The following is an 18,261-nucleotide window of genomic DNA, read 5'->3' on the forward strand; positions in this document are numbered from 1 at the left end:
TTAGGCGAATGAAACTTACTGAATTGCCTTTCGGACTCTCCGGGAAAGTTTTCAGGAGTCCGATGCCTTTCAGCATCTACGATCCCGCCGAAGAGATGTACGATGAATATTCAAAGAATTCTGTTTCAGTGGTGGTAATGCTCACAGGCGACCATGAAGCGAGGCAGAATACAGGCCGGAACCTGAAGGAGATTTACACAAGCGATGGTCTGGAAGTCCTTCATCTCCCAATAATCGATTTTTCCATCCCCGGAAGAGCGGAAATGGATATCCTTGTTGAGACGGCCCTTGAGCGCGCCACAGGGGGGAAGAATATAGTCGTCCACTGCCACGCCGGAGTTGGGCGTGCCGGTCTCTTCCTTGCCAGCATGGCAAAAAAGTCGCTCGGCATGAGTGGAAAGCAGGCGATCGAATTCGTTAGGAAATATATCCCGTTCGCCCTGGAGACAGCCGAGCAGAGGGCCTTTGTCACGGGTGGCGAATAAAACATCCCGGCTTTTCTAAAGAAATCTCTTCCTTTCGCTATCTGCTATGATATGCGGATGAATTCAAGTGGAACCGCAGTCATCATCCTTGCCGCAGGGAAGGGGAAAAGGATGAAATCCGACCTTCCGAAAGTTCTTCACCTTTTAAGGGGTAAGCCGCTAATTAACTGGGTGATCTCTGCCGTTGAAAGCATGATGCCTGCCAGGATCATCGCCGTTGTCGGCCATAAGGCGGAAGAGGTGGAAAGATCCCTTTCCGGCGGGAATATCCTTTTTGCCCGTCAGGAGGAACAGCTCGGCACAGGGCATGCCGTAGCGCAGGCTACCGGACTGCTAAGCGATTTTTCCGGGGATGTCTTTGTGCTTTGCGGGGACGTCCCTTTGATAAAAGCAGAAACCCTCCGCGAAATGCTGGATATCCACCGAAGGGATAAAAGCGCCGTCACTCTCCTCTCTGTGATCATGCAAAACCCTGCGGGATACGGCAGGATCTTGCGCGACAGCCGGGGGAACGTAATCGCGAATGTCGAGGAGAAATGCGCTACCGAATCGGAGAAGGGGATACGGGAAATAAACGGCGGCATCTATGTATTTGATTCGTCATTTCTGTTTGATTCCATTGGAAAGATTTCTTCCGATAATGCGCAGGGAGAATACTTTCTCCCCGATCTCATAAAGATCGCGGTTGACATGGGGCTCAGCGTCTCTTCGCTTACGCTTGATAATTATCTGCAGTTGGTAGGCGTAAACAGGAACGAGGACCTGAAGCTTCTTGAAGATATGCTTGCTGAAAGGGTAGAGGTTTAATTTGTCAGGTATCGTAGGCTACATAGGTCACAGGGAGGCGAAGCCAAACATTCTGGACGCTCTTGAACGTCTGGAATACAGGGGGTACGATTCCGCTGGGCTGGGGGTAATTTCGGAAGGGAAACTGAAAGTTTTCCGGACACTAGGGCGCACCTCCGTTTTGTCGGAAAAGCTGTCGAACATACAGCTCTCCGGGAGTATAGGGATAGGCCATACAAGATGGGCGACACACGGTATGCCGGCTGTAAGGAACGCCCACCCGCTCAAGACCGGAGGGACTGCGGTTGTCCATAACGGGATACTTCAGAACGCCGTCGATCTGAGGGTGGAGATAAAGGCCTACGGCGGGAAGCTGAGTTCCGAGACCGATTCAGAGGTTATACCCCATCTGGTAAACAGGCATTGGAAAGGGAATCTTCTCGCTTCAGTGCTTGAAGCGCTGAAAAAAATCGAAGGTTCCGTTACCTGCTGTGTTATTTCCGAGAGGGATCCCGACAGCCTCGTTGCGGTACGGAAGGGAAATCCGCTCGTTGTAGGCCTTGGCGAAGGGGAGCAGTTTGTCGCCTCCGATGCGCCAGCTATCGCTCCTTATACAAACCGGATGGTCTATCTGAAGGATGGGGAAGTGGCGCTGTTATCCCACGAAGGGGCGCAGTTTTTCGATTTTTCAGGCAGGCCGATCATGCAGGATCCGCAGATCATTTCATGGAACCCTGTTCAGGCGGAGAAGAGGGGATATCGCCATTTCCTGCTTAAGGAGATAGTTGAATCGCCCCGGGCGGTCCGGGAAACGATTTCGCAGTTCCTTCCGATATCAAGCGAGAAGGTATCTATAGATTATTTTAATTTTCCACACATGGATATTGGTGATATCAGCCGGATAGTTTTTTTTGGCAGCGGTTCCTCCTATTATGCGGCCATGCTGGGACAGCTGTTTTGCGAGTCGATGTCCGGCATTTCCACGTCGAGGATATTCTCTTCCGAGTTTCGTTACGGCGCGAGAAAGATAGAAGATGGTGCTCTCTATGTGGCGATATCGCAGTCGGGAGAATCGCTTGATACGCTCGAATCGGCAAGATATGTTTTGGCAAACGGCGGTAGGCTGATGGTGATTACGAATAATCCGTCCAGTTCACTCGGCATGATGGCGCACTATCCTCTTATAACCCAGGCCGGTCCGGAAGTGTCGGTTGCGTCGAGCAAGACCTTCAGCGCGACTCTTGCCGCGCTTATCATTCTCTCTTTCCATCTTGGCAAGGAGAATAAATTCCTTTCGAGGGAGGCACAGCAGAAGTTTGTAGACGAACTTGAGCGCGTATCCGAAAAAATGGAGATGATGATCACCTATGAGGCCCTTATACGGAGGCTTGCCGACCGTTTTACCACGCACAGATCCTTCTTTTTCGTGGGGCGCGGATTTCTTTATCCCATGTCTCTTTATTCCGCCTTGATGATGAAAGAGGTTGCAAATATGCATGGTGAAGGGTTGCTGGCGGGAGAAATCAAGCATGGCTCCATTAGCCTGATAGAAAAGGGGACGCCGATAATGTTTTTCGGGAACCAGTCCTTTCTCAAGAACAGGCTGGCCGACGACCTGGATGAGCTGAAGGCCAGGGGCGCGACGGTGATCGCCACCGGATTCAGTACCGATTCAGCGATCAGCAGGCATTGCGATGAATTTATTGCCGTTCCAAATATCGATGACAGGCTATCGCCGTTATTGGCGATTGTACCTGCGCAACTTTTTATTTATTATTTAGGGCTGTATAACAGAAAAGATATTGACCGGCCCAGAAATATCGCGAAGAGCGTGACAGTCTAGAAGGGAATTACCAGTATGAAAGCGTTGATCCTTGCCGCTGGCGGTGGAACGAACATGAGTCCGTTCTCTGAAACGAGGCCGAAATCTATGTTGCATGTCGCCGGGCGTCCCCTCCTTTACCGCACGATAAACATGCTTAGGGATTCGGGTTTCAGCGAAGTTTTCCTCGTAATCGGCCCCAAAGGCGACAAGGTGAAGGAATATTTCGGTAATGGCGAAAATCTGGACATATCACTCAGTTATGTTTTCCAGAAAAAACAGGACGGTATTGGCGATGCGCTTCTTCAGGCGGAGAAATGGATTAATCCGGGGGAGCATTTTCTCCTGGTCTATTCGGATGTCGTTACGGACGAAAATATCTTTGCCAGTGTTTTACAGTCTTTTGGAGTTTCAAACGTACCGGTAGCGGGCATAGTGTTACCCACGCAGTCTTCCGCTTTCGGGAACGTTTATATGGATAAGAATATGGGGATAACGAAAATAGTGGAAAATCCCGCTGGCAAGGGTACAGGCAATTATGTGCTTGGAGGGGTGTTCGTGCTCCCATATGCTTTTTTCAGCTACCTGAAAAAAGTAAACGGCAATATGACGAAGGCGCTTGCGTCACTTATTTCGAACGAAGGATTGAAAGCCTCCATCTGGGAGAAGGGGTGGATAGACATCGGTTATCCATGGGACATTCTTTCAGCGAATCGGATGATCATGGATACATGGAAGACCTCCTCCGTCCATCAAAACATCGTGGTCAAGGATGCGAAACTGAAGGGCCCAGTATTTATAGAGGAGGGTGTGGAGATACGCTCGGGCGCGATCATCCAGGGGCCGTCGTTTATTGGAAGGGGTTCCTATATAGGGAACAATGTTCTTATAAGGAAATACTCCTCGCTGGGGCCAGAGTCTACCGTAGGTTTCGGCGTCGAACTAAAAAACTGCGTCCTCTTCGGGAAATCCAGGATCGGCCGTCTCTCTTTCATAGGGGATAGCGTCATCGGCATGAATGTAGATATTGGTTCCGGCACAATGACGATAAACTGCAATATCGACAAGGCCGTAGTTAAGACGAAGATAAACAGGACGGAATTGAACACAGGGATGTCAAAGCTCGGCGCGTTCGTCGGGGATAACTCCGTATTGGGTTGCGGGCACAATCTGAAGCCTGGTTCGATTATAAAGAACGGAGTGGTGGTACCGCATCATCTTACTTTCCCGAAAGAGGTGAGATAGCCATGTGCGGAATCAGCGGCGTCGTTTCATCGCAGAATGTGGTTTCCAGGCTACAGTCCGGCATTCAGAATCTTGAATACAGAGGTTACGATTCATGCGGCATGGCCGTTCTGAACGGCAGTGGCACGGTCGTCAGGAAAAATATCGGTTATGTGGCGGAAGTTGCAGAAAGGGAGAAGTTCTCGTCGCTTACCGGTTCTGTCGGTATCGCTCACACAAGATGGGCCACCCACGGCGGCGTAACACAGCAGAACGCGCATCCGCATCTGAGTTGCGACGGCAGGATAGCGATAGTGCACAACGGAATAATAAGCAACTATCTGAAACTGAAAAAATACCTTGAAGGGCAGAAACATGTTTTCACTTCCGAGACCGATTCGGAAGTAGTCGCCCACCTGATAGAGGAGTATGTAAACAACGGAAGAACCATAGAAGCCGCGTTCGTGGAGGCGTTAAGGGAGCTGGAAGGTTCATTCGCCATCGCCCTCGTCTCGGTGAATGATCCGAACAGAATATATTGCGCCAAACATGAAAGTCCGCTCATCATCGGCCTCGGCGAGAACGAGAACTACGTCGGTTCCGATTTTAACGCCTTCATCGAACACACCAAGAGTTCGGTCATTCTGGATGACGGGGAATTCGCGATTGTATCAAACGAAGGGTATTCGGTAAAAAAGATCAAGAATGGGGAGCCTGTCCTGAAAAAGGTAACCATCATTGAATGGGACGCCGAAATGGCCAAAAAAGGGGGCTTCCCGCATTTCATGCTCAAGGAGATTCACGAACAGCCAGATTCGGTAGCCAATGTTCTCGCCATTGAAGAAAAGAAAATCGTGGAGCTCGCCCGGATGATTGTTGAAGCTAAACATTCATACCTTGTAGGCGTTGGCACCACATATTACGCCGCGCTGTTCGGGCAGTATCAGTTCGCGGAGCTCGCCGGGATCATGGCTCCGGCCGTTAGCTCGGACGAGGCGCTTGAATCCGCCCCGATGTCCGAGGGAGATTTTATCCTTGCCGTTTCACAGTCGGGCGAAACCTACGATACTCTCCGGGTGCTTCGTACAGCGAAAAAGAACCGGGTGAAAACCGCCGCCATCGTCAATGTAATAGGTTCCACAATGTCGCGCATGGTCGACATTGCGGTGATGCAGGGGTCAGGGCCGGAGATATGCGTGATTTCCACCAAGGTGGCGATTGCGCAGATGGTCTCTCTCATGCGTGTCGCAATCGAGGCGGGAGTGATAACGAAAAAGATATCTCAGGCGAAAAAGAGGGAATACATGAAACAGCTGGGGAGCCTGCCGGAACTTATTGGCACCTTCCTCAACGAGAACTCCGCTTTCATACACAATCTTGCCACAAGGCAGGCGCATCAGAACAACTGGCTCTTCCTAGGCAGGGGGAAATATTATCCCATGGCTCTTGAGGCCGCGTTGAAGGTCAAGGAAGTCGCGTACCACCACGCCGAAGGTATGCCTGCCGGATTTCTAAAGCATGGCACCATCGCGCTGATAGATGAAAAGATACGCACCATGGTTTTCCTCCCGCCCGAAAGCGACAAGGGACTTTATGGAATGATCATGAGTTCCATCGAAGAGGTGAACGCAAGAGGCGGGAGCATCGTCGGGATACATTTTTCAAAGTCGTTGAAAAACTCGAAGCTCTTTTCAGACCAGCTCTGTCTCCCCAAAACTCACCCCTTCATAGCGCCTATAATCACGCTGGTTGCGGCGCAACTATATTCCTATTTTGTGGCAACCGCCCTGGGACGCAATGTCGATAAGCCGAGGGCCCTGGCGAAGTCCGTTACCGTAGCGTGACAAAAAACAGCTACGACAAAACCCCTCCTGCCGTAGCGCGTATTCAGGGGACGGACGGCGTTCGCGCGCAGGTCGCCATAGCGACAGGTTTTGAGGAGGGGCCTCTTGAAGTTTTTCAGAAGTATGGGGTGATGACGGAAGAGTTTTTCGAGCTCTACTGCTACTCCCATGTCACCGCCCTTATCGAGCGCGGAGAGCTGGAAAAAGGGGGAGAGGTGTTGATCGGCTGGGACTCCCGCGATGTTGAAGGATTCTACACATCCAAGGCGCTCTCCGGCATAGCAAAGGGTGGGGCAAAGCCGTGCGTACTTGGAACTATCCCGACGCCCGGTGTTTCGCTCGCACTTTTCGCGCGCGGTACCTCTACCGCCTTCATGATCACCGCCTCACACAATCCGAGCGATCAGAATGGAATAAAGATATTTCTCTCTCCTCACGGAGGGAAAACCCTTCCCGCCGACGACGAGATATTGACGGCGAAATTGTTTAAAACCGATTATGAAAAGGTGAGGCTGGCAAAAATTCTTTTTGAATCGGAAGATATCTCGTCCTGGGCGCGCTCACTGTTCATAGATTTTCATGCCGACCCGCGCAACAGCTGGGGAGGAAAACAGGATCTTTTTGCCGACACGGTTGTTGTGCTGGATACGGCGCACGGGGCGACGGCAGGCGTCGTTAAAGATATCTTCAACAGGTGCGGGATAAACGACATAATCCATGTGGCATCGGAGCAGAACGGGAACATAAACGAGAATTCGGGAGTCGCCATGCTGGAGGGGATCAAGTCGATCAGCTACGCTGATTATGAGGCCGGCTCAAGCATTTCGTCTCACCAGGGTGTGAACGCGATATTTGCGGAGATCGCCTGTCGCCGTGAAGCATACGCCAGGGGGGAGAAAAAACTATTTGGTGTAGTTTTCGATGGCGACGGCGACAGATTTTTCCTCCTCTACTACCAATCCGATAGCGATTCCGTGCATGTTCTTTCTGGGGATGAATGCGCGGCACTGCAGGGGGAATACCTGATAAAGAGAGATCCCGAAAAATACAGAGGGACGCTTTTCGTCCATTCGGTTGAAAGTGATATCAATCTGGCTCGGCACGCTGACGCTCTTGGATTTGTTCCGAGGCTCACCGCGGTAGGGGACAAATGGGTGCTTCAGGAGGCGATACTCTCGGGCGACAAATTCGGTATCGGATGCGAGGAGACAGGCCACTCCATACATGGCGGATACGCAGTCGATGCAAGCGGGTCGGAAAGGCTTTTCTATGCCGGAAACGGGATAAAGGGGGCCATAAACACTCTTTGCGCGATAATGGAACTTTCGAAAAGTGAGCGGGGATTTTCCGAAAAATTCCTCGAGCCTTTCGAGCCGGGTTATAAAAAGACCTCCTACTCCTACTACGTCAACAAGAAATCGTTCCACCGTGGGAGCCGTATATGGAACGGGGTAAAGGAGATCGTGGAGAAATTTTTCTCCGCCGCTTCCGGCGAGTTTGTCATCAGGGAGGAGCCGATGGACTCCGAGCCAGATATGCTCTATTTCCTTATTCGGGACAAGGGGGATAAAATCATGGGGTCGGTTTTCGTAAGGAATTCCGGCACCGAGGACAAAATAGGGGTAAACCTTCGGGGCGATGCGCCTCTCAGCAAGATGCTTGGGGATGTTGCCGATGAAGCTGTGTTCTACCTGATGCGCGAAATGAAAAATATGGAAAATCCGCTGGCAAAGGCTGAAAGTGAGATACTGAAAAAGATATCAGAACGGGAATCGATTAACGAAGATGAGTTCACCCATATCGGATTTAAAAGGCTGATTACGGAGATGGAGATAAAACAGAAGCTGATAAGGAGGTACGGGAGCGGTTATGAGCTTACCGGGCTGGGGAGGAGATTGATTGGTTAAAATACCAGGTTACCAGGGGTTGTTCCCTTCCGTGAAAGATTTTGACCATGCGGCGATTTTCACCGGATGCGAAAGGGCCTGGGACGCGCTTGCGAAAATAGAAGGGTATATCAGCGGATATATTTCCGCCCTGGAGGATACCCCTATTCCCGAAGGACTTGAAATACAGTCGGGGCACGAGTCTTACCTTTTCTGTTCCAGCCCTCTTCGGCTGGAGAGGGATTTTTATTCGAGCAGTTTGAAAATACTGATAAGGAGCGGAACAAGAATAGAGACAACGGCTATCATAAAGGGACCGGCGATAATCGGCAAAAACTGCGATATACGGCAGGGGGCATACTTGAGGGGATACTTGATAGCAGGCGATACATGCACACTCGGGCATACGACGGAGATAAAAGGCTCCATCATCATGAACCATTCCGAGATGGGGCATTTCAATTACATCGGTGATTCGGTCATCGGCAGTTTCGTAAATATCGGCGCGGGAACGAAACTCGCCAACCTGAAATTCCGCTCCCCTTCCGAAAAGGAGAACGTGAATTTCCCCGAGATAAGTTTTGTGGCGAAAGATCCGGAAAACGGCAAATCGGAAATAGTGATGACAGGGTTGTCGAAATTCGGCGCCGTGCTTGGCGATTACTGCGAGCTGGGGTGCAACTCCGTTCTTTCGCCCGCTGTCATCCTCGGCACCGAGTGCTGGGTCTATCCGAATTTCACCGTGCCATCGGGATATTACGATGCGAAAAGTTTTATCGCCCCAGCGACGCTGAAGGCGAAAACACGCCCCCTTCCGCATAGTTCCCGTTAAACTGCGCTACTTTTACCGATTCCTGACGAAAGTCATAGTCGTATTTTTCATTTGCAGTTAAAATCAGGTTTAACAAAATATAACGGAGAAAAAGGAAAAATGCCGACTATTACTGAAGATATGACTATCAACGAAGTTGTGAACAAGTACCCCGCAACGATGAAGGTATTTAACGACCATAAGGTCGATTCGTGCTGTGGAGGAGCAGAGAGCATCAAAACAACCGCGAACGTTGCGAATGCCGATATACCGAAATTGATGGAAGACCTTAACAACGCCGTGAACAAAAAGGGATGAAAATGAAGCATACAAAATGGAAGCAGGATTTCTTTGCCAATGTAGAACCTATCGCCATGCGCGATCCCCTCGCGTCGGTGCTTGGCGCTACGGACGATGACGAACCTATCTACTACTCCTATCAGGATTGCGTAAAGGTATCGGGCCACGCGTGCGCGTCGGTTTCATCGGCGTATCAGATGACGAAACTGGCGCTCAAGGCGCTTTATGGTGATGAGATACCTGTGCGCGGGAATATCAACGTTCGCTACGCAGGGGGACGTGAAGACGGCGCCAACGGCCCCATCGGCCAGGTGATACAGTTCATCACCGGCGCGGCGATTGAGACCGGATTCCACGGCCTCGGCGGCAGGTATGTCCGCTCGGATAGGTTTGTTTATGACGATGAGATGGACGCAGTCGGACCCGGCATCGTCGCAATTTTCAAACGCGCCGATACCGGGAAGGAAGTCCTTGCGCGCGCTGTCCCGTCGCTTGTGAAGATGACGGACGAGGAGATGGAGAATTCCAACTACATGCCAAAGGTTATCCAGGGCGCGGCAACGCCCGAGGAGCGGGAGAAGTTCTACATGTACTGGCAGGGAAAGAACAAGAAGATACTCCTCGAAGATAATCCCCAGGCCTTCACGGTAGAGGAAGTCTGACGGCCTCTAGTTTTTTCCGCTAAGGGATATCCTCGGACGCCTGGCTGCCGGATATCCTTCAAGTTGATTTCGGACAGCGAGTGCCCCTCTTTGCGCCTCCATCCCGGAAGCACACCGCCGGGGTGGATTATCACGTCCGATGTATAGGTAATTCCGTCGATGACCATCTTTCCGAAAACGTATTTGTCAATCATCGCGCACCTCATGCGGAGTCGGTTGGTTTATTCCCCTCGTTGCTGTACGGTTCAATGATAAGGATCGGCCCCTCTTTTTTGACGACTTTTACCGCGCCACCTTTTTCGATGTTCCCCGCGGTACTGCGGACTTCCCATAGCTCGCCGTCTATCTCCGCGGAGCCGACAGGGGTAAGGGGGGTCATGGCGATTCCGATCTCACCTATCAGCCCTTCGGATCCGATGCTCATTTTCCTCGGTTTCATGAATATGGCCCAGCTCACCATGAAGAAAAATAGTCCACCCATGAAGAGCGCCACTGGGATGATCACCGCGAGATTGACCTTCATGTATTCGTCGGGGTGGTCGATGAGCATGATTCCCCCAAGAATCATCGAGACTACCCCGCCGATAGTGAGGGCGCCGAAAGAAGGGACGAACAGCTCCGCCAGAAAAAGGATCATCGCCAATATCAGGAGGAGGAGCCCAGCGTAATTGACCGGGAGTGACTGCAGTGCGAAAAATCCGAGGATGAGGCAGATACCCCCTATTATGCCGGGGAGCACCACGCCGGGGTTCGACATTTCAAAAAATATTCCGTAGAAACCTATCATCAGAAGGATGTAGGCGACGGTCGGGTTTGAGATGATATCGAGAAACTTCTGCCGTTCGGTCATTTCGATGGTGACCCGTCCCGCGCTTTTTATGTCGATAGTCTTCATTCCGGTAGCGGTTTTCACCTCTTTCCCGTCGATCTGCTTTAGAAGCTCATCCAGATTTTCCGCCACATAATCGATGATGTTCTTTTTTAAAGCCTCTTTTTCATCGACGCTCACAGCCTTTCTGACAGCCTCCTCGGCCCAGTCTCCGTTCCTACCCCTCTCTTGGGCAAGTGAGCGTATGTATGAGGCGGCGTCATTTTGCACCTTCTTCTCCATTGTCCTGCTCATCTCCTGTCCCCCACCGGAAACCGGGCTTGCCGCCCCCTGTGAAGTTCCAGGCGCCATTGCGGATATGTGCGAAGCCATCGCGATAAAAGTTCCAGCCGAGGCCGCACGCGAGCCTGGAGGTGAGACGTAAACAGCCACCGGGATGGAGGAGTTCATTATCTCCTTCACGATGATCCTCATTGACGTATCGAGGCCGCCGGGTGTGTCCATGGTGATGACTATCAGGGATGCGGAGTTCTCGTCGTTTATTTTCGTTATATTCCCCGCGAGGAATTCCGCCGCTATCGGGTTGATAATCCCCGCAAATTCGAGCACTTTTACGGGTTTTACGGCGCTGGTCGCATTTTCGGCCCCTCTGTCTGCGCTCTCTTTTCCCCCCGCGGTTGTAAGCGGCAAGGCGGAAAACGCGAGAAACAGCGCGATAGCCCAAAAATATTTAAGCGTTACCATATCAATATTATTCCATATTTGAGGAAAGGGTTCCGAATATAGTTGAAAAGCGAAAACTGCGGTGTATTTCCCTGAAGAAGTTTTTGTTTATTAAAAACGGCTATCTGTTATAATTCCTTCTTCGTGGGCGAATAGCTCAGCTGGGAGAGCACCTGCCTTACAAGCAGGGGGTCACAGGTTCGATCCCTGTTTCGCCCACCATATTTCGATAGCACACTAAAATTCCATCACGGCAGGAAACATACGGGGAGAGGCGTATTAAAAGGTTCAATCTCCTTAACGAGGGGCCAGGGATCCGGTTCACGATAAAACCGTCGGACAAACGAGCATCCATCGCTTCACTCCTGAATGTTTTCTTCATCCTTTTAATTCTTTCGTTGACGGTCTGGTTTTTTATCTCGGCCATGCTGACCGGTTCAGAGGAGGGGGCTGAAGTCTCGGCCTCTGTCACTCAAATGCCGGAAGAAGAACCGCCGGGGGAGGTTTTCAAGCCGCAGACTGAACCGGCGGAATATCGGAATTTCCACGATGAAAAGATAAAGGAGGAGCCTTTGCCTTTAGCGAAAGAGGGAGCCGCAGAGATTGGAGAAGCCAAATTTGTAGTAATTTCAAAAGAGGAAGTGGAGAGGAGATTCCCCTCCGCTGAAGCTCCGAAATCCCGGGAACATGGCTATTTTGTAAGGTATGCCATATTTCTGGACAGGAAAAATGCCGCGGCTTTCAGTAAAAATCTTGAGGAAAAAGGGATAAAAGGGTCGGTATTCGAGACGAAATATCCTCTCCCTTCATTCAGTGTGAAGGCCGGGCCGTTTGTGAATCCTGATTCTCGCAAAAGGGCTCAAAAGGAGTTGAAAAAATTAGGGGTTGCACCGATACCCTTTCTTGAACAAAAATACATAGTATCGGGGTCTGTCTGGAACAGAAGCATCGCCACAGGGGTACAGGAGAAGCTTGGCAGTATCGGGATACCCGCGGAACTGGTGATTGAGAAAAAACCGAAGAGAGTTTACAAGGTGATCTCGGAAATTTTTAGGGATATGGGATCGGCCAAGCTGTGTGCCGAAAGGGCCGATGCGGCGGGATTTAAAACAATAATTGAATTGAGGGACGATGAACGGGAATAACGACGGAAAGATCACGGCCATTCCGGACAAGATGTTCTTCAAGATAAGCGATGTCTCGGAAATAGCAACGATCGAGCCTCATGTGCTCAGGTATTGGGAGAGCGAGTTCTCCGAACTGAAACCGAGAAAGACCAACAGCGGGCGGAGGCAATATACAAGAAAGGATATCGAGCTTATTCTCGAGATAAAATCTCTTCTGTACGAGGACGGATTTTCCATCGCCGGAGCCAAAAAAAGACTTCAGAAACGCAAAAAAACAAGCTCAAAGGAAGACGCGATAATTGATGCCGTACGGCAGACAAGGAAGGGATTAAAGGAAATTCTCGGAATTCTCAATAGCTGACCCGCACCCTCGACCCCTTACCGGCAGATTTCATGAATTGAATAGGCCCCCCCTAATAAAGTCAATTCTCCACTTTTTACGCAATGTTATTTTGACGGTTGGGCATGGATAATTCTGCCTACCTGCCAAATATCCCTCACGATCATGGAATGATGGGCATTCAATCCTGTGACGTATCGCGGAAAACAGCCAACATATAAAGCTTTTAAAAACAATAAGATAGTAATAATAATCTTTTAATATCATTAATTCTCTTCCGTTTTCCCAATAGTGGCACACCTTTTGCCCCTTACTTGGTCAGACAATATTTTTGACGGGAGATAGCAATGGACAAAGGATCGTATGTAGCCGCGAGCGGCAGTATCGCTCAGGAGAGGGCGATGGAGTATATCAGCAACAACATGGCGAATATGAACACGCCCGGATTCAAGGCGGACAGGGCTATCTTCGAGTCGTATCTGAAGGACAATCTCAAACCGGGCGCGGGGATCGGCACACGCGCGGAGATCGCTTCTGGTTATCTTCCACAGAGTAAAAACGATTCTACATATCTGGTAGCATCTGGAAAATTTACCGACTTTTCACAGGGCGCCCTAAGGCAGACAGACAGTCCTCTTGATATCGCCCTTGAGGGTGATGGATTTATTGCGCTACTTACACCGGACGGCGAAAAATATACCCGCGGCGGTAGCTTTACCGTAGGGCGCGAGGGGTATCTGGAAACACTCGACGGCAATGTAGTTATCGACAGGCAGAACAGCCCTATCAGACTGGACGAAGGGGCGTTTCACATCAGGGAAGACGGCACCATTGCAGGGTCAAATGGTGAGGATATAGCTCAGCTGAAGGTCGTGAAGTTTGCCGACAACGAGGTCTTGAAGAAGGAGGGTAACTCTCTTTACCTGGCTGAAAACATGGAAAACACTTCATGGTCGGATGCGATTGTGAAACAGGGCTTCCAGGAAGGGTCGAACATAAATCCGGTATCTGAAATGGCAAAGATGATTACTGCCTTGAGGCAGTATTCCACGTTCCAAAAGGCGATACAGTCGGAAGACGAAATGAATTCAAAACTTATCAATCAGGTTGCCCGGTAGTTAATACATGAAACATGAAACAGTAAAAATATTAGGAGATAGCCAATGTTAAGATCACTTTACACAGCCGCCACAGGCATGGGAGCTATGCAGAAAAACATCAGCGTAATTTCCAACAACCTCGCAAACGTCAATACCCTCGGGTTTAAAAGGAGCCGCGCGGAGTTTCAGGATCTTCTGTACCAGACGGAGAGGATGCCCGGCACAAAGGCTCCCGGAGGGACGCAGGTTCCGACAGGTATACAGATAGGTATGGGTACAAAGCTGGCGGCTGTTTCGAAGCTGCACACGCAGGGTGATTTCGAACAGACCGGTAACGAGCTCGATCTTTCAATTGAAGGAAAAGGATTTTTCCAGGTTTTGCAGGCTGATGGAAGCATCGGCTATACAAGGGTAGGCTCCTTCAGGCTCGATAGCAGCGGTCAGCTGGTCAGCTCGGACGGCGAGCCGCTTGATCCTTCGATCATCATCCCGCAGGACGCAATGGTGATCTCGATAGCCAAGAACGGCGAGATTTCCGTAACACAGCCCGGCTCTCCGCTCCCAAATGTTGTGGGGCAGATAGAGCTTGTCAATTTTGTAAACCCCGCAGGCCTCAATTCCGAGGGGGGGGGGATTTACAAGGAGACCGAAGCAAGCGGCACACCGATGGTCGGCATTCCGGGTGAATCGGAGCTTGGAACCATCATGCAGGGATTTGTTGAGAGCTCAAACGTAAACGTCGTTGAAGAACTTACCAACATGATCCTTGCGCAGAGGGCTTACGAGCTCAACTCGAAAGGGATAACCACTTCGGATGAAATGCTTCAGACGGCGACAAACCTAAAGAGGTAATAGGTAATGAATAAAAGAAGGGTAGTGAAGGCGGTGCTTTTAACAATGCTGATCCTCCCCCTTACCATCATCGCGGAGGTTTTCGCAAAGCGATCAGTCCGCAGGGTTTTTACAGGAGGGAGTGCCACATGAAAAAGCTGTTTATATTAGCCGCGTTCCTATCGGTTTTCGCTATCCCAGTGCATCTTTCAGCGGCAACGCAGACGGAAAAAATTGCCGGTTCATGGGAAGATTTTTCCGAGTCTGTGAAGGAAGAGATCGAAATTGAATTCTCGAAGATCATAGATCCCCAGGTAAAGAGGTGGGAAATAAGCAGGATTAATCTCCCCGGAGAAGCAAATATTCCTGCGGATTTCGACAATTTCAGGATTGTCCCCATCGGCTCGCCAAGGGGCAAAAGAATATCGTTTGCCATAGAATTTCTGAATAAAGACAGCTTAATCAAAAGGTTGAATGGAACCGCCACCTTGAAGGCATATGCCGACATTGTGGTCGCCCAGTCGCACATCAGCGCGGGAACATTGATCTCGCCCGACATGCTGAGCCTTGAGGAGAAGGCGGTATCTCTCCCGATAGGGGATTTGTGCACGGAACTTGCAGAAGTAGAAGGTCAGGTAGCCGATAGACGGATTGCCGCCGGGTATGCGGTAAAAAAATCGTCAATAAAAAGCTCCCCCGATGTAAAGGCGGGCGAAATGGTTTTACTGATAGCTGAAAGTCAGAAGGTAAAGATAACGATGCAGGGAATAGCAAGGGAAGACGGTGCGATAGGTGAAACGATCTCGGTGTTGAACACCAGGTCGAACAAAAAAATATTTGGCCGTGTAATCGGGCAATCCGTTATTCAGGTCGTTTTTTAAGGAAAGTTGGGAATAGTGATGGGAACAAGGAAATTTTGGTTGAAGCTGACGGTGGCAATGCTCATCAGTCTCACGGTCGGCGCGTGCGCAAAGGAAATACCGGTGCCTGTAGTTGTGGAGCCGGAGCCTGAACGTCCAGCCCCAAGAACCGAGGGTTCCCTATGGCCGGGTGAAACAAGCAGAAGCACTCTGTTCTCCGACAAGAAAGCGGCAAGGATAGGGGACATTATTACCGTGCACCTTGTTGAAAGGAGTCAGGCAAGCAACAGCGCCGTCAGCAGGGATATCCGGGATAGCAAAAGCAGTTTAGATTTCAATCTCCCGCTTTTCGGCGCTAGCGCCGTTGCAGGCGGCATAGGCGGCGGCACTTCCTTCCGCGGCGTCGGCAACACCAGCCGTAGCGAGGATTTCACCGCGACAATATCAGCCATGGTGACAGAGGTTCTCCCAAACGGTTTGTTGAAGGTAGACGGACAAAGGGAGCTTAAGTTGAACGACGCGAACCAGTACATAAAAGTAACCGGGCTTGTAAGGCAGGAAGACATCAATTTTGACAACTCGATAATTTCATCAAAGATCGCAAGCGCGAAGATCACATACGAGGGGATCGGTAGCCTCGATCGGTCGACGACAGGCGGATGGGGCAAGAAACTTTTAAACATAATCTGGCCGTTCTAGGAGGCATCAATGAAAAGAAAATTGTTTAGGTTCATCGCGGTATTGCTGACGCTCGCAGTAGCATTGCCGTCAGGCGTTGATGCCGCAAGAATAAAGGACATCTCCTCGGTGGCCGGCATGCGTGAAAACCAGCTGATAGGATACGGGCTGATGGTCGGGCTGAAAAACAGCGGCGACCGTTCATATAAAACACCGTTCACCATTCAGACACTTCTCAGCATGTTGAAGAGGCTCGGTACTACAGTTGACATAAGACAGCTGTCGACTAGCGGCATGGGAGTGTCGCAGACAAGGCAGCTTAGGGATGTGCGCGTTGAAAACGTGGCCGCCGTGATGGTTACGGCCTCGCTCCCCTCATTCGCAAGGCCGGGCTCGAAAATAGATGTTCAGGTCTCCTCGCTTGGAGACGCAAGGTCGCTAGAAGGGGGAACGCTCCTCCTCACCCCGCTTAAGGCGGCTGACGGGATGGTTTATGCCGTGGCACAGGGGGAATTCAACCCCGCGACTGATAGCGGAAGCAAAAAAGGGAGAGGGCAGACTCTATACACGGGTGGTCTTATCCATGGCGGCGCGATAGTGGAAAAATCGGTTGATACCGACTTTGCGGTTAAATCGACTTTTAATATTCTTCTTAACAGCCCCGATTTTACCACTGCGAGCGCGATGGTATTCGCCATTAACGACAGAATGGGCGAAGGCGTCGCAAAAGGGATAGACGGGGGAACCGTTCAGGTGGTATTGCCGGAATCCTTTAAAGGCGATCCGTTTGGTTTTCTTTCTGAGATCGAAGTGCTGAACGTCGAGCGGGATGTAATCGCAAAGGTAGTTATCGATGAAAAGTCAGGCACGATTATCATCGGCGAAAGCGTAGAGATTAATAACGTCGCCATCTCGTTTGGCGGAATGACCCTGGAGGTGAAAAACCCGTTTATTCAACAGACTGTGAACGAGAAAAAAGAAAGTCTAAATATGCTAAGAAGAAATACCGATATTCAGGAATTGGTAAGGGCTTTAAACGCGCTTGGGGTCTCGCCGCGCGATCTGGTGGCAATATTCAGGTCACTACGTTCCGCAGGGGCGCTCAGCGCAGAATTGGAGATAATATCATGAGAACAGAAAACGTAAAGAGTGCAGTTATTCCGGAAAACCTCACCCCACGACAGAAAAAGGACCTTCAGAAACTGCAAAAGCTCAGCATGGAATTTGAGGCCTTTTTCATGAAAGAGACCGTAAAGGCGATGCGGGATACCGTACCTCAGAACGAACTGATAAACGGCGGACAGGCAGAGGAGATATACCGCTCCATGTATGACGATCAGCTCGCCACATCTCTCGCGGAAAAAGGGAATTCGGGAATAGCAAAGGCCATCTTTAAACAAATGTCTAGGGCCTATTTGGATACAGGCTCGATGGCGACCGCTGGAATAAGATAATGAAAGAGCTGAAGGAGCTTGCGATGGTTCTTGAGAACAACGTGGAGCTTTACGAAGACCTTGCCTCAAAAACCCTTGAGGAGCGTGAGGCTATCGAAAAATGCGAATTCGTCAAGATCGCGCGAATTACAGAGGAAAAGGAAAATATCGTATTCCGCATAAAACAGCTGGAAAAGAAAAGATCGGATCTTGTCCTTGAGATATCCAGGGAGATGGAAAAACCCGGAGAGATAACACTAAAGGAAATAGCCAGTCATTCAAAAGCGGCGACGATGAGCAAGGCCCTACTTTCGCTCTCGGATAAATTAAAGGAGATATTTTCGAGGGTTCAGGAAATGAACGACTTCAATAAAAAAATATTGTCGAGCGCTGTTCGCACATTGCGAAACGCGATCATGTTTTCTGACAATACGTCAAAACCGCTTCTTACCTATTCCGGTACCAGGCTGAACCAACAGCGTGTTACACCCGGAAGCATGCTAAAAAAGGCGATGTAAAA

20 protein-coding genes and 1 tRNA gene are annotated in these 18,261 nt (G+C 50.3%); 20 read left to right on the forward strand and 1 reads right to left on the reverse strand.

Annotated elements, in window-relative coordinates; translation table 11 throughout:
• Window positions 1-8 precede the first annotated feature (8 nt).
• The 9 genes from OEY64_05265 (at window position 9) to OEY64_05305 (ending at window position 9,820) form a co-directional block, all read left to right on the forward strand.
• Window positions 9-485, forward strand: a complete 477-nt coding sequence (locus OEY64_05265; GenBank protein ID MDH5542355.1) for a hypothetical protein — start codon at window positions 9-11, stop codon at window positions 483-485.
• 57 nt (window positions 486-542) lie between these two features.
• A complete protein-coding gene (locus OEY64_05270; GenBank protein ID MDH5542356.1) occupies window positions 543-1,292 on the forward strand; it encodes a sugar phosphate nucleotidyltransferase in 750 nt (249 codons plus the stop codon).
• 1 nt (window position 1,293) lies between these two features.
• Window positions 1,294-3,114: a glutamine--fructose-6-phosphate transaminase (isomerizing) gene (glmS, locus tag OEY64_05275; protein MDH5542357.1), complete on the forward strand. Its 1,821-nt coding sequence runs from the start codon at window positions 1,294-1,296 to the stop codon at window positions 3,112-3,114.
• A 15-nt stretch (window positions 3,115-3,129) separates the two neighbouring features.
• Window positions 3,130-4,338, forward strand: coding sequence for a sugar phosphate nucleotidyltransferase (locus OEY64_05280; GenBank protein ID MDH5542358.1), 1,209 nt, complete (start codon window positions 3,130-3,132; stop codon window positions 4,336-4,338).
• Between the two features lie 2 nt (window positions 4,339-4,340).
• Window positions 4,341-6,161 carry a glutamine--fructose-6-phosphate transaminase (isomerizing) gene (gene glmS, locus OEY64_05285; GenBank protein ID MDH5542359.1) on the forward strand — a complete coding sequence of 607 codons (1,821 nt, stop codon included), beginning with the start codon at window positions 4,341-4,343 and terminating at the stop codon, window positions 6,159-6,161.
• The gene (locus OEY64_05290; GenBank protein MDH5542360.1) at window positions 6,158-8,068 is read left to right on the forward strand and encodes a hypothetical protein; all 1,911 of its coding nucleotides are present in this window, start codon (window positions 6,158-6,160) and stop codon (window positions 8,066-8,068) included. The genes glmS (OEY64_05285) and OEY64_05290 overlap by 4 nt, the downstream gene beginning before the upstream one ends.
• Entirely contained in the window at window positions 8,061-8,879 is an 819-nt protein-coding gene (locus OEY64_05295; protein ID MDH5542361.1) for a hypothetical protein, read from the forward strand. The genes OEY64_05290 and OEY64_05295 overlap by 8 nt, the downstream gene beginning before the upstream one ends.
• Window positions 8,880-8,978: 99 nt before the next feature.
• Window positions 8,979-9,176, forward strand: coding sequence for a DUF542 domain-containing protein (locus OEY64_05300; GenBank protein ID MDH5542362.1), 198 nt, complete (start codon window positions 8,979-8,981; stop codon window positions 9,174-9,176).
• Between the two features lie 2 nt (window positions 9,177-9,178).
• Window positions 9,179-9,820: a hypothetical protein gene (locus OEY64_05305; protein ID MDH5542363.1), complete on the forward strand. Its 642-nt coding sequence runs from the start codon at window positions 9,179-9,181 to the stop codon at window positions 9,818-9,820.
• A 202-nt stretch (window positions 9,821-10,022) separates the two neighbouring features.
• Here the strand turns inward: OEY64_05305 and OEY64_05310 are convergent, their stop codons facing one another.
• Window positions 10,023-11,393 (reverse strand): nodulation protein NfeD, encoded by a 1,371-nt coding sequence (locus tag OEY64_05310; protein ID MDH5542364.1) that lies wholly within the window; start codon window positions 11,391-11,393, stop codon window positions 10,023-10,025.
• A gap of 125 nt (window positions 11,394-11,518) precedes the next feature.
• On the opposite strand from OEY64_05310, the gene OEY64_05315 reads away from it, so the two are divergent.
• From OEY64_05315 to OEY64_05365, 11 genes are all read left to right on the forward strand, one after another.
• Window positions 11,519-11,594, forward strand: a tRNA-Val gene (locus OEY64_05315).
• Between the two features lie 203 nt (window positions 11,595-11,797).
• Window positions 11,798-12,517, forward strand: a complete 720-nt coding sequence (locus OEY64_05320; protein MDH5542365.1) for an SPOR domain-containing protein — start codon at window positions 11,798-11,800, stop codon at window positions 12,515-12,517.
• Entirely contained in the window at window positions 12,504-12,860 is a 357-nt protein-coding gene (locus OEY64_05325; protein MDH5542366.1) for a MerR family transcriptional regulator, read from the forward strand. The genes OEY64_05320 and OEY64_05325 overlap by 14 nt, the downstream gene beginning before the upstream one ends.
• 326 nt (window positions 12,861-13,186) lie before the next feature.
• Entirely contained in the window at window positions 13,187-13,957 is a 771-nt protein-coding gene (gene flgF, locus OEY64_05330; protein MDH5542367.1) for a flagellar basal-body rod protein FlgF, read from the forward strand.
• Window positions 13,958-14,002: 45 nt separating this feature from the next.
• Window positions 14,003-14,791, forward strand: coding sequence for a flagellar basal-body rod protein FlgG (gene flgG, locus OEY64_05335; protein ID MDH5542368.1), 789 nt, complete (start codon window positions 14,003-14,005; stop codon window positions 14,789-14,791).
• A gap of 6 nt (window positions 14,792-14,797) precedes the next feature.
• Window positions 14,798-14,923, forward strand: a complete 126-nt coding sequence (locus OEY64_05340; GenBank protein ID MDH5542369.1) for a hypothetical protein — start codon at window positions 14,798-14,800, stop codon at window positions 14,921-14,923.
• Window positions 14,920-15,651 (forward strand): flagellar basal body P-ring formation chaperone FlgA, encoded by a 732-nt coding sequence (gene flgA / locus OEY64_05345; protein MDH5542370.1) that lies wholly within the window; start codon window positions 14,920-14,922, stop codon window positions 15,649-15,651. Before OEY64_05340 ends, flgA begins: the two co-directional genes overlap by 4 nt.
• Window positions 15,652-15,669: 18 nt before the next feature.
• Window positions 15,670-16,329 carry a flagellar basal body L-ring protein FlgH gene (locus OEY64_05350; GenBank protein ID MDH5542371.1) on the forward strand — a complete coding sequence of 220 codons (660 nt, stop codon included), beginning with the start codon at window positions 15,670-15,672 and terminating at the stop codon, window positions 16,327-16,329.
• A 9-nt stretch (window positions 16,330-16,338) separates the two neighbouring features.
• On the forward strand, window positions 16,339-17,439 hold the full coding sequence (locus OEY64_05355; protein ID MDH5542372.1) for a flagellar basal body P-ring protein FlgI: 1,101 nt from the start codon (window positions 16,339-16,341) through the stop codon (window positions 17,437-17,439).
• On the forward strand, window positions 17,436-17,762 hold the full coding sequence (locus OEY64_05360; protein ID MDH5542373.1) for a rod-binding protein: 327 nt from the start codon (window positions 17,436-17,438) through the stop codon (window positions 17,760-17,762). Before OEY64_05355 ends, OEY64_05360 begins: the two co-directional genes overlap by 4 nt.
• Complete coding sequence (locus tag OEY64_05365; GenBank protein MDH5542374.1) at window positions 17,762-18,259, forward strand: flagellar protein FlgN; 498 nt, start codon at window positions 17,762-17,764, stop codon at window positions 18,257-18,259. Before OEY64_05360 ends, OEY64_05365 begins: the two co-directional genes overlap by 1 nt.
• The last annotated feature ends 2 nt before the right edge of the window (window positions 18,260-18,261 follow it).

Source organism: Nitrospinota bacterium, from assembly GCA_029881495.1.
Taxonomy (GTDB): Bacteria; Nitrospinota_A; UBA7883; order JACRGQ01; family JACRGQ01; genus JAOUMJ01.

Excerpts from the sequence above, each read along its gene's own strand:
- OEY64_05265 (MDH5542355.1), top strand. The coding sequence starts at position 9 with ATGAAACTTACTGAATTGCCTTTCGGACTCTCCGGGAAAGTTTTCAGG.
- OEY64_05270 (MDH5542356.1), top strand. The coding sequence starts at position 543 with ATGAATTCAAGTGGAACCGCAGTCATCATCCTTGCCGCAGGGAAGGGG.
- OEY64_05280 (MDH5542358.1), top strand. The coding sequence starts at position 3,130 with ATGAAAGCGTTGATCCTTGCCGCTGGCGGTGGAACGAACATGAGTCCG.
- glmS (MDH5542359.1), top strand. The coding sequence starts at position 4,341 with ATGTGCGGAATCAGCGGCGTCGTTTCATCGCAGAATGTGGTTTCCAGG.
- OEY64_05300 (MDH5542362.1), top strand. The coding sequence starts at position 8,979 with ATGCCGACTATTACTGAAGATATGACTATCAACGAAGTTGTGAACAAG.
- OEY64_05305 (MDH5542363.1), top strand. The coding sequence starts at position 9,179 with ATGAAGCATACAAAATGGAAGCAGGATTTCTTTGCCAATGTAGAACCT.
- OEY64_05310 (MDH5542364.1), bottom strand. The coding sequence starts at position 11,393 with ATGGTAACGCTTAAATATTTTTGGGCTATCGCGCTGTTTCTCGCGTTT.
- OEY64_05320 (MDH5542365.1), top strand. The coding sequence starts at position 11,798 with ATGCTGACCGGTTCAGAGGAGGGGGCTGAAGTCTCGGCCTCTGTCACT.
- OEY64_05325 (MDH5542366.1), top strand. The coding sequence starts at position 12,504 with ATGAACGGGAATAACGACGGAAAGATCACGGCCATTCCGGACAAGATG.
- flgF (MDH5542367.1), top strand. The coding sequence starts at position 13,187 with ATGGACAAAGGATCGTATGTAGCCGCGAGCGGCAGTATCGCTCAGGAG.
- flgG (MDH5542368.1), top strand. The coding sequence starts at position 14,003 with ATGTTAAGATCACTTTACACAGCCGCCACAGGCATGGGAGCTATGCAG.
- OEY64_05340 (MDH5542369.1), top strand. The coding sequence starts at position 14,798 with ATGAATAAAAGAAGGGTAGTGAAGGCGGTGCTTTTAACAATGCTGATC.
- flgA (MDH5542370.1), top strand. The coding sequence starts at position 14,920 with ATGAAAAAGCTGTTTATATTAGCCGCGTTCCTATCGGTTTTCGCTATC.
- OEY64_05350 (MDH5542371.1), top strand. The coding sequence starts at position 15,670 with ATGGGAACAAGGAAATTTTGGTTGAAGCTGACGGTGGCAATGCTCATC.
- OEY64_05355 (MDH5542372.1), top strand. The coding sequence starts at position 16,339 with ATGAAAAGAAAATTGTTTAGGTTCATCGCGGTATTGCTGACGCTCGCA.
- OEY64_05360 (MDH5542373.1), top strand. The coding sequence starts at position 17,436 with ATGAGAACAGAAAACGTAAAGAGTGCAGTTATTCCGGAAAACCTCACC.
- OEY64_05365 (MDH5542374.1), top strand. The coding sequence starts at position 17,762 with ATGAAAGAGCTGAAGGAGCTTGCGATGGTTCTTGAGAACAACGTGGAG.